Origin of the sequence: Bradyrhizobium sp., from assembly GCF_030697065.1 — a bacterium.
In the GTDB taxonomy this organism is placed as follows: Bacteria; Pseudomonadota; Alphaproteobacteria; order Rhizobiales; family Xanthobacteraceae; genus Bradyrhizobium.
Map to the genome: position 1 here is coordinate 1 of NZ_JAUYQU010000221.1, position 9,494 is coordinate 9,494.

8 protein-coding genes are annotated in these 9,494 nt (G+C 64.5%); 7 read left to right on the forward strand and 1 reads right to left on the reverse strand.

The features are described 5' to 3' along the window. Positions 1-104: 104 nt before the first annotated feature. On the reverse strand, positions 105-632 hold the full coding sequence (locus tag Q8R73_RS17480; RefSeq protein WP_305720805.1) for a hypothetical protein: 528 nt from the start codon (positions 630-632) through the stop codon (positions 105-107). A 333-nt stretch (positions 633-965) separates the two neighbouring features. On the opposite strand from Q8R73_RS17480, the gene Q8R73_RS17485 reads away from it, so the two are divergent. From Q8R73_RS17485 to Q8R73_RS17515, 7 genes are all read left to right on the forward strand, one after another. Further along, positions 966-1,880: a branched-chain amino acid ABC transporter permease LivH gene (locus Q8R73_RS17485; protein WP_305720806.1), complete on the forward strand. Its 915-nt coding sequence runs from the start codon at positions 966-968 to the stop codon at positions 1,878-1,880. Further along, positions 1,880-3,214: a high-affinity branched-chain amino acid ABC transporter permease LivM gene (gene livM / locus Q8R73_RS17490; RefSeq protein ID WP_305720807.1), complete on the forward strand. Its 1,335-nt coding sequence runs from the start codon at positions 1,880-1,882 to the stop codon at positions 3,212-3,214. The genes Q8R73_RS17485 and livM overlap by 1 nt, the downstream gene beginning before the upstream one ends. Further along, entirely contained in the window at positions 3,211-4,044 is an 834-nt protein-coding gene (locus Q8R73_RS17495; protein WP_305720808.1) for an ABC transporter ATP-binding protein, read from the forward strand. Before livM ends, Q8R73_RS17495 begins: the two co-directional genes overlap by 4 nt. Before the next feature lie 128 nt (positions 4,045-4,172). Continuing rightward, on the forward strand, positions 4,173-4,565 hold the full coding sequence (locus Q8R73_RS17500; protein WP_305720809.1) for an endonuclease domain-containing protein: 393 nt from the start codon (positions 4,173-4,175) through the stop codon (positions 4,563-4,565). Then, positions 4,562-5,293, forward strand: a complete 732-nt coding sequence (locus tag Q8R73_RS17505; protein WP_305720810.1) for an ABC transporter ATP-binding protein — start codon at positions 4,562-4,564, stop codon at positions 5,291-5,293. The genes Q8R73_RS17500 and Q8R73_RS17505 overlap by 4 nt, the downstream gene beginning before the upstream one ends. A 159-nt stretch (positions 5,294-5,452) precedes the next feature. Then, on the forward strand, positions 5,453-6,571 hold the full coding sequence (locus Q8R73_RS17510; RefSeq protein WP_305720811.1) for a branched-chain amino acid ABC transporter substrate-binding protein: 1,119 nt from the start codon (positions 5,453-5,455) through the stop codon (positions 6,569-6,571). A gap of 283 nt (positions 6,572-6,854) precedes the next feature. After that, the coding region (locus Q8R73_RS17515; protein WP_305720812.1) for a HAMP domain-containing protein at positions 6,855-9,494 on the forward strand (2,640 nt) is incomplete at its 3' end.

Sequence of the window (9,494 nt, forward strand, 5' to 3'; positions counted from 1 at the left end):
CGGGTCCGGCCTTCGGCCGGCCCGATGATAAACTCCGCATCGAACCTGGAATCTCGAGATCCCGGGTCTGGTGCTGGCGCACCATCCCGGAATGACGGACAGCCTCAGGCATTGTCCAGAATGCGGGGATGCTGCAGCGACAGGTCCGGCGCCGACGCGCTGCGCTCGGCCTGCGGCAGGGCCGGACGTTCGACCACCAGCACGATGGCGGTGCCGAGCAGCAGTAGCAGCTCGGTCGCATGCAGCCGAAGCGCCGCGCTCTCGCCGACCTGCGAGGCCATCACCATGCTGGCAAAACTGATCAGGCTGCCGATCGCCAGCGCCATGCCGAGCGCCTCGTCGCAGCCGCCGCTCCGGCGGATCGAGGCGCGGGTGATCAGAACCACGAACAACGCGAAGAAGGCGACGACGGTGAGCTTGCCCAGAGCCAGCAGCCAGGCGAAGCGAACCGTATTCAGCGCCGCCAGTTGCAGATGATCGCTGATGAACAGCGCCACCGATATGTTCGGCCGCTCGTAGAGGCCGTGGATCGGCGAAACCATGATCTTGAAGGCGACGATGGTCCAGGTCGGGATGAAATAGGCCGCCAGCAGCGCGCCATTGAATGAACTGATCCGCCAGTTTGTCGACATGCCGCTTCCCGCTTTTCCGCGGCGCCCGGGACCGGGCGGCGGCTTGCGGCGAGCTAACCTGCTTAAACTGCGGCGGGCAATTTAAACCATTTGTTTACCTTAATGGCCGGATTGGCGGACCAGTATACCTTTCCGCCCCCGGGGCGGCGGGGCCGGGATCGCTCAAAAGGCGCGAAGCCCCGCCGGGAACCCGGCTTCAAAATGACCCATGTACAAGCCCGTTCAGCCGCCCCCCGCGCTGTTGCCGCCCCCCCTTGCCACTGTTAGAAAATGACACGACACGGCGTACCGGCTGCCGGGGCCACCGCCGCGTCATCCACAAAACGGCAGCGCATGGATTATTTCTCCCAGCAACTCATCAACGGCATCGTGCTCGGCTCGATCTATGGCCTGATCGCCATCGGCTACACCATGGTCTATGGCATCGTCGGCATGATCAATTTCGCCCATGGCGATATTTTCATGATCGGCGGCTTCACCGCCCTGATCGCCTTCCTGATCCTGGTCTCGTTCGGCCTCACCGTCATTCCCCTGATCCTGCTGGTCGTGCTGCTGGTGGCGATGGCGCTCACCGCGCTGTACGGCTGGACCGTGGAGCGCATCGCCTACCGGCCGCTGCGGCACTCGTTCCGCCTCGCCCCGATGCTGTCGGCGATCGGCATGTCGTTCGTGCTGACCAACTTCTCGCAGGTGGCGCAGGGTGCCCGCGTCAAGCCGGTGCCGCCGATCATCACAGGCGGATATACCCTCTATGAGGCCGACGGGTTCGTGGTGCGGCTGTCAAACGTGCAGATCCTGGTCGTGCTTACCACAGTGGTGCTGCTGGCGCTGTTCACCTGGCTGGTGGCGCGGACCCGGCTCGGCCGCGACATGCGCGCCTGCTCACAGGACCAGACCATGGCTTCGCTGCTCGGGGTCGACGTCGATCGCACCATCTCCATGACGTTCGTCATCGGCGCGGCGCTGGCCGCCGTCGCCGGCATGATGTACCTGCTCTATTACGGCCAGGTCGATTTCTTCATGGGCTTCGTCGCGGGCATCAAGGCCTTCACCGCGGCGGTGCTCGGCGGCATCGGCTCGCTGCCCGGCGCGATGCTGGGCGGACTGCTGATCGGCCTGATCGAGACCATGTGGTCGGCGTATTTCTCGGTCGAATACAAGGACGTCGCCGCGTTCTCGATCCTGATCGTCGTGCTGATCTTCATGCCGACCGGCCTGCTCGGCCGCCCCGAAGTCGAAAAAGTCTGATGCCCGGCGTGAGCGCATCCGCCCCCGCTTCACCGGCAGCAGGCTACGCGCCCGGCGCAGCCTTCATCTTCAAGAAGGCCCTGATCAGCGCCCTGGTGGCGCTGGTGCTGTTTTCCCTGATGGTCGGCGTCCGCACCGAAGCAGGCCCGGACGGCCAGCTCACCTACTGGACCCGGTTCGGCGATCTCGCCATCATGGTCGCGACCGTGTTCGGCGGCAGCATCGTGGTCGAACTGCTGCGGCAGTGGTGGGGCCCGGTCGGCACCGTCAGGATCGTGCCGCCGTCGGTGCAGAGCGGTCTCGCCGTCGTGCGGCGCGGTGTCGTGCCGGTGCTGCTGGTATTCACCTTTCTGGTACCGGTGATCTTCTACAACGAGCGCTATATCCTCGATCTCGGCATCCTGGTGCTGACCTATGTGATGCTCGGATGGGGGCTCAACGTCGTGGTCGGGCTCGCCGGCCTGCTCGACCTCGGCTATGTCGCGTTCTATGCCGTCGGCGCCTATTCCTACGCGTTGCTGGCGACCAATTTCGGGTTCTCGTTCTGGATCTGCCTGCCGCTGGCCGGGATTCTCGCCGCGTTCTGCGGCGTGTTGCTGGGATTTCCGGTGCTGCGGCTGCGCGGCGACTATCTCGCCATCGTCACGCTGGCGTTCGGCGAAATCATCCGCCTCGTCATCATCAACTGGCAGAGCCTGACCGGCGGCCCGAACGGCGTCACCGGGATTCCCCGGCCGTCCTTCTTCGGCATTCCCCTGACGCCGGATGATGACGGACTGGCCGCCAAGCTCGGCATCGAGTTCTCGACCACCCACCGCATCGTATTTCTGTTCTATCTGATCCTGGCGCTGGCGCTGCTGACGAACTGGGTGACGATCCGGCTGCGCCGCCTGCCGATCGGCCGCGCCTGGGAAGCGCTGCGCGAGGACGAGGTCGCCTGCCGGGCGCTCGGCATCAACACCACAACGACGAAGCTCACGGCATTCGCGACCGGCGCCATGTTCGGCGGCCTCGCCGGCGCTTTCTTCGCCACGCGGCAGGGTTTCATCAGCCCGGAATCCTTCACCTTCCACGAATCGGCGCTGGTGCTGGCGATCGTCGTGCTCGGCGGCATGGGCTCGCAGCTCGGCGTCGCGCTCGCCGCACTGTTCATGATCGGCGGTTTCGAGCTGTTCCGCGGGCTCGAACAGTTTCGCATGCTGGTGTTCGGGCTCGCCATGGTGCTCCTGATGATCTGGCGGCCGCGCGGGCTGATCGGCCACCGCGCCCCGACCGTGTTCCTGCACCACAACCAGGCCATCTCGTCCGACCTCGTCAAGGAGGGTCAGGGATGAGCGCCGATTGCATCCTCAACGTCGATCATCTGTCGATGCGCTTCGGCGGCATCGTCGCCGTCAACGATCTCAGCTTCGGCGCCGAGCGGCGCAAGATCACCGCGCTGATCGGGCCGAACGGCGCCGGCAAGACCACGGTGTTCAACTGCATCACCGGTTTCTACAAGCCGAGCGGCGGCAGCCTGAAACTCACCCATGACGACGGCCGGCAAATTCAACTCGAGCGCCTGAACGATTTCCGGATTTCCAAGCAGGCGAAGGTCGCGCGCACCTTCCAGAACATCCGGCTGTTTCCCGGCATGACCGCGCTGGAAAACCTGATGGTTGCCCAGCACAACGCGCTGATGCTGGCATCCGGCATGACCTTTCTGGGACTGATCGGTGCGCCGTCCTGGCACGCCGCGGAAAAGCGCGCGATCGATCTGTCGAAACTCTGGCTCGAGCGCATCGGCCTGCTGGAGCGCGCCGATGACGCCGCCGGCAATCTGCCTTACGGCGACCAGCGCCGGCTCGAAATCGCGCGGGCCATGTGCACCGAACCCGCTCTGCTCTGCCTCGACGAGCCGGCCGCCGGATTGAACGCGCGGGAAAGCGCTTCCTTAAGCGAATTGCTGCTCACGATCCGCGCCGACCACGGCACCTCGATCCTGCTGATCGAGCACGACATGTCGGTGGTGATGGAGATTTCCGACCACGTGGTGGTGATGGATTACGGCGTCAAGATATCGGAAGGCACCCCGCAGCAGATCCGCGATGATCCCAGGGTGATCGCGGCCTATCTCGGCGCCGACGAGGAAGAAGCGATCGCGGTGATGGAGAGCGGAACGTGACCGCATGGTGCGATAGGCATCCCACCTCCCCCTGCAAGGGGGAGGTCGACCGCGAAGCGGGCGGGAGGGGGTCACGCTTTTCCCGCACGAAAGCTGTCACTGCACGGGCGAGAAATCTCCGCAGCAACATGACAGACGCTGAAGCCCGACTGTGGCGAGCGCTTCGCCGCGATCAGCTCAACGTTCTTCATTTCAGGCGGCAGCATCCGATTGGACCATTTACCGTCGACTTCTATTGCCCAAGCCTCCGCCTGGCGGTCGAGGTCGACGGCGGGCAACACGCCGAACAGGTGAAGCAGGCCGACGATCGTCGCACGGCCTGGCTTGCGGAAAAGGGCATCGTGGTCGTTCGCTATTGGAACAATGATGTCCTGTCGAACCTGGAGGGCGTCCTCAGCGATCTTCTTCGGCATTCGGAAGGAATTGCGCAAGCGGAGAGAACCCCCTCCCCGACCCTCCCCCTTTCAGGGGGAGGGAGAAAAGGCACTGCGCCGCTTCCAAAAGATGGGAGCACGCCATGACGTCTCCCCTGCTCGAGATCCGGTCGCTGCGCGCCGCCTACGGCAAGATCGAGGCGCTGAAGGGCGTCGACCTCGCCATCAATCCCGGCGAGATCGTCGCCCTGATCGGCGCCAACGGCGCCGGCAAGTCGACGCTGATGATGACGGTGTTCGGCCGGCCGCGCGCCCGCTCCGGGCAGATCCTGTTCGACGGCAACGATATCACCGGTGTGCCGACCCACGAGATCGCGCGGATGCGAATCGCACAGTCGCCGGAGGGCCGCCGGATTTTTCCACGCATGAGCGTGGCGGAAAACCTGCAGATGGGGGCCGACGCCACCGACTGCAGCGAAGCCGAGCGCACCGCCGGGCTGGAGCGGGTGACGGCGCTTTTTCCGCGGCTCAAGGAACGCATGGCGCAGCGCGGCGGTACTCTGTCCGGCGGCGAACAGCAGATGCTGGCGATCGGCCGCGCCCTGATGAGCCGCCCTCGCCTGCTGATGCTCGACGAGCCCTCGCTGGGGCTGGCGCCGCTGATCGCGCGGCAGATTTTCGACGCCATCCGGACCCTGAACCGGCAGGACGGCCTCACCGTGCTGATCGTCGAGCAGAACGCCAATCACGCGCTGCGGCTGGCCCACCGCGGCTATGTCATGGTCAACGGCCTGATCACGCTGGAGGGGACCGGCGCCGAGTTGCTGCAGCGCCCGGAAATCCGCGCCGCCTATCTGGAAGGCGGCCGGCACTAGCATGCCCTGCACAGGCTGCGTCAAGATGCGGCGATTGAGCGGTGGATTTGCCCGAAAATTGCCGATGACTTCGCGGCAAAATCAGCGGACAATGGCCGCGATTTTCGAACCCGGCGGGCTGCCGGGCAAGTCCCCTAGAGATCACCGCGAGGACCACCCATGAAATCATCGAAACTCATCGGCCTGGCATTGGGCGCATCCCTGGCGCTGTCGACGACGGCGCTGGCGCAGGACATCAGCATCGCAGTGGCGGGCCCGATGACGGGCGGCGAATCCGCCTTCGGCCGGCAGATGAAGAACGGCGCCGAACAGGCGGTGGCCGACATCAACGCCGCCGGCGGCGTGCTCGGCAAGAAGCTGGCGCTGCAGGTCGGTGACGATGCCTGCGATCCCAAACAGGCCCGCTCGGTGGCGGAAAAATTCGCCAGCGCGAAAATCCCGTTCGTCGCCGGCCACTTCTGCTCGTCGTCGTCGATCCCGGCGTCGGAAGCCTATGCCGACGGCAACGTGCTGCAGATTACCCCGGCCTCGACCAACCCGCTGTTCACCGAGCGCAAGCTCTGGAACGTGGCGCGGGTCTGCGGCCGTGACGATCAGCAGGGCCTGGTCGCCGCCAACTTCATCGTCAAGAACTACAAGGGCAAGAACGTCGCCATCCTCAACGACAAGACCACCTACGGCAAGGGTCTCGCCGACGAGACCAAGAAGGCGCTGAACAAGGCCGGCATGACCGAGAAGATGTTCGAGTCCTACAACAAGGGCGACAAGGACTTCAATTCGATCGTTTCGCGCCTGAAGCGCGACAATATCGATCTCGTCTTTGTCGGCGGCTATCATCAGGAGTCGGGCCTGATCCTGCGCCAGATGCGCGACCAGGGCCTCAAGACCGTGCTGATGGCGGGCGACGCCCTCAACGACAAGGAATTCGCGTCGATCACCGGCCCGGCCGCCGAAGGCACCCTGTTCACCTTCGGTCCCGACCCGCGCAACAAGCCGACCGCGAAAGCCATCGTCGAGAAGTTCAAGGCCAAGAACATCGATCCCGAAGGCTACACGCTCTATACCTACGCCGCGATGCAGGTGTGGGCGAAGGCGGTGGCCAAGGTCGGCTCGACCGAACCGAAAAAGGTGATGGAGGCGATCAAGGCCGGCGAATGGGACACCGTGCTCGGCAAGATGGGTTTCGACGCCAAGGGCGACATCAAGGCGATCGACTACGTCGTCTACAAGTGGGACGCCAAGGGCAACTACACCGAGATCAATCCCAAGGGTTCGTAAGAACCCGGTCGCGCCTTCAAAAGGTCAAGACGCCCCGGTTCGCCGGGGCGTTTTTAATTCCAGGGAAGTTCATCCGCAGAGAACGAAAGGTGAAAACGTTCCGGAGCGCCCTCACATTTTTTCAAGCTGGCGATGGAACCAAAACCCGCGCGCGACCTTATCCGTTTCGGGCCGGTTCCATGTCATTGATTTTGCTGCGTCACCTGCTGTTCCAGCTTGATCTCGTACGGGGGCATTTCCTAACGGCGCGATCGGATTCGCGCGTTCGGCTTGAGGAGACATCATGAGTGATCTTTCCCCTGGAGCATCACCAGCGCTTCGCCGCGGTGCCAAGCGCAAACCAGGGGCCAACGGCAAACCGGATCCGATGCAGGAGTTGCTGCACGCGCTACAGGCGATGCGTTCAGGCGATTTCTCGGTACGAATGACGGGCGACCATCTCGGCCTTGAGGGCAAGATCGCCGACACCTTCAACGACATCGTGGCCGCCAACCAGCGGATGGCGCAGCAGCTGGAACGGGTCGGCCAGGTCGTCGGCCGCGAGGGAAAGACCCGGCAGCGGATCAAGTTCGACCTCTCCAGCGGCTCGTGGGCCGAGATGGAGGGTTCGGTCAACACCCTGATCGACGACCTGTTGTGGCCGACCCGCGAAGTCACCCGCGCGGTCGCCGCGGTCGCCCAGGGCGACCTGCTGCAGACCGTCCAGCTCGATGTCGACGGCCGGCCGCTGGGCGGCGAATTCCTGCAGTCGGCCAACATCGTCAACACAATGATCAAGCAGCTCAGCGTATTCACATCCGAAGTGACGCGCGTTGCGCGCGAGGTTGGCACCGAGGGCAAGCTCGGCGGTCAGGCTCAGGTGCCCGAAGTCACCGGCGTCTGGAAAGACCTGACCGAGAGCGTCAACTCGATGGCCAACAATCTGACCGGCCAGGTCCGCAACATCGCCGAGGTTACCATCGCGGTCGCCAACGGCGACCTGTCGAAGAAGATCACCGTCGACGTCCGCGGCGAAATCCTGCAGTTGAAGGAAGCCATCAACACCATGGTGGACCAGCTGCGCTCGTTCGCCTCGGAGGTGACGCGCGTGGCGCGCGAAGTCGGCACCGACGGTAAGCTGGGCGGCCAGGCGATCGTGCCCGGCGTCGCCGGCACCTGGAAGGACCTCACCGACTCCGTCAACGCGATGTGCGGCAATCTCACCGCGCAGGTCCGCAACATCGCCAACGTCACTACCGCCGTGGCGCGCGGCGACCTGTCGCGTAAGATCACGGTCGACGTCCGCGGCGAGATCCTGGAACTGAAGGACACCATCAACACGATGGTCGATCAGCTCAATTCATTCGCCTCGGAAGTCACCCGCGTCGCCCGCGAGGTCGGCACCGAGGGCAAGCTCGGCGGCCAGGCGCAGGTGCCTGGTGTCGCCGGGACCTGGAAGGATCTCACCGACAACGTCAACTTCATGGCCTCGAATCTGACGGCACAAGTCCGCAACATCGCCGACGTCGCCACCGCGATCGCCGGCGGCGACCTATCCAAGAAGATCACCGTGAACGTGTCGGGTGAAATCCTTCAGCTCAAGGAAACGCTCAACACCATGGTCGACCAGCTCAACGCCTTCGCCGGCGAGGTGACGCGCGTGGCGCGCGAGGTCGGAACCGACGGCCGGCTCGGCGGTCAGGCCAACGTGCTCGGCGTCGCCGGCACCTGGAAGGATCTGACCGAGAGCGTCAATTCGATGGCGAGCAACCTGACGGCGCAGGTCCGCAACATCGCCGAGGTGACCACGGCAGTCGCGAACGGCGACCTTTCGAAGAAGATCACGGTGGACGTCCGCGGCGAGATCCTGGAGCTGAAAGACACCGTCAACACCATGGTCGATCAGCTCAACGCCTTTGCCGGCGAAGTGACGCGCGTGGCCCGCGAAGTCGGCACCGAAGGCAAGCTCGGCGGCCAGGCGCTGGTGCGCGGCGTCGCCGGCACCTGGAAGGACCTCACCGACAGCGTCAACTCGATGGCCAGCAACCTGACCGGCCAGGTTCGCAACATCGCCGAAGTCGCGACCGCGGTGGCCAAGGGCGACCTCTCCAAGAAGATCACGGTGAACGTGTCGGGTGAAATCCTGCAACTGAAGGAAACGCTCAATACCATGGTCGACCAGCTCAACGCGTTTGCCGGCGAAGTCACCCGCGTCGCGCGCGAGGTCGGCACCGACGGCAAGCTCGGCGGACAGGCCGAGGTGCCCGGCGTCGCCGGCACCTGGAAGGACCTCACCGACAGCGTCAACTCGATGGCGGGCAATCTGACGGCGCAGGTCCGCAACATCGCCGAGGTAGCGACCGCGATCGCCGGCGGCGACCTCTCCCGCAAGATCACCGTCGACGTCCGCGGCGAAATTCTGCAGCTGAAGGAAACCCTCAACACGATGGTCGATCAGCTGAACCGCTTCGCCGGCGAGGTGACGCGCGTGGCGCGCGAGGTCGGCACCGAAGGCCGGCTCGGGGGCCAGGCCAACGTGCCCGGCGTCGCCGGCACCTGGAAGGACCTCACCGACAACGTCAACTCAATGGCCGGCAACCTCACCGGCCAGGTCCGCAACATCGCCGAAGTGACCACGGCGGTGGCGAAAGGCGATCTTTCCAAAAAGATCACGGTGGACGTCAAGGGCGAAATCCTTGAGCTGAAGAACACCGTCAACACCATGGTGGACCAGCTCAACGCCTTCGCTTCCGAAGTGACGCGCGTGGCCCGCGAGGTGGGCACCGAGGGCAAGCTCGGCGGGCAGGCCGAGGTGCCCGAAGTAGCCGGCACCTGGAAGGACCTCACCGACAACGTCAATTTCATGGCCTCCAACCTGACCGCGCAGGTCCGCAACATCGCCGAAGTTGCAACAGCGATCGCCGGCGGCGACCTGTCCAAGAAG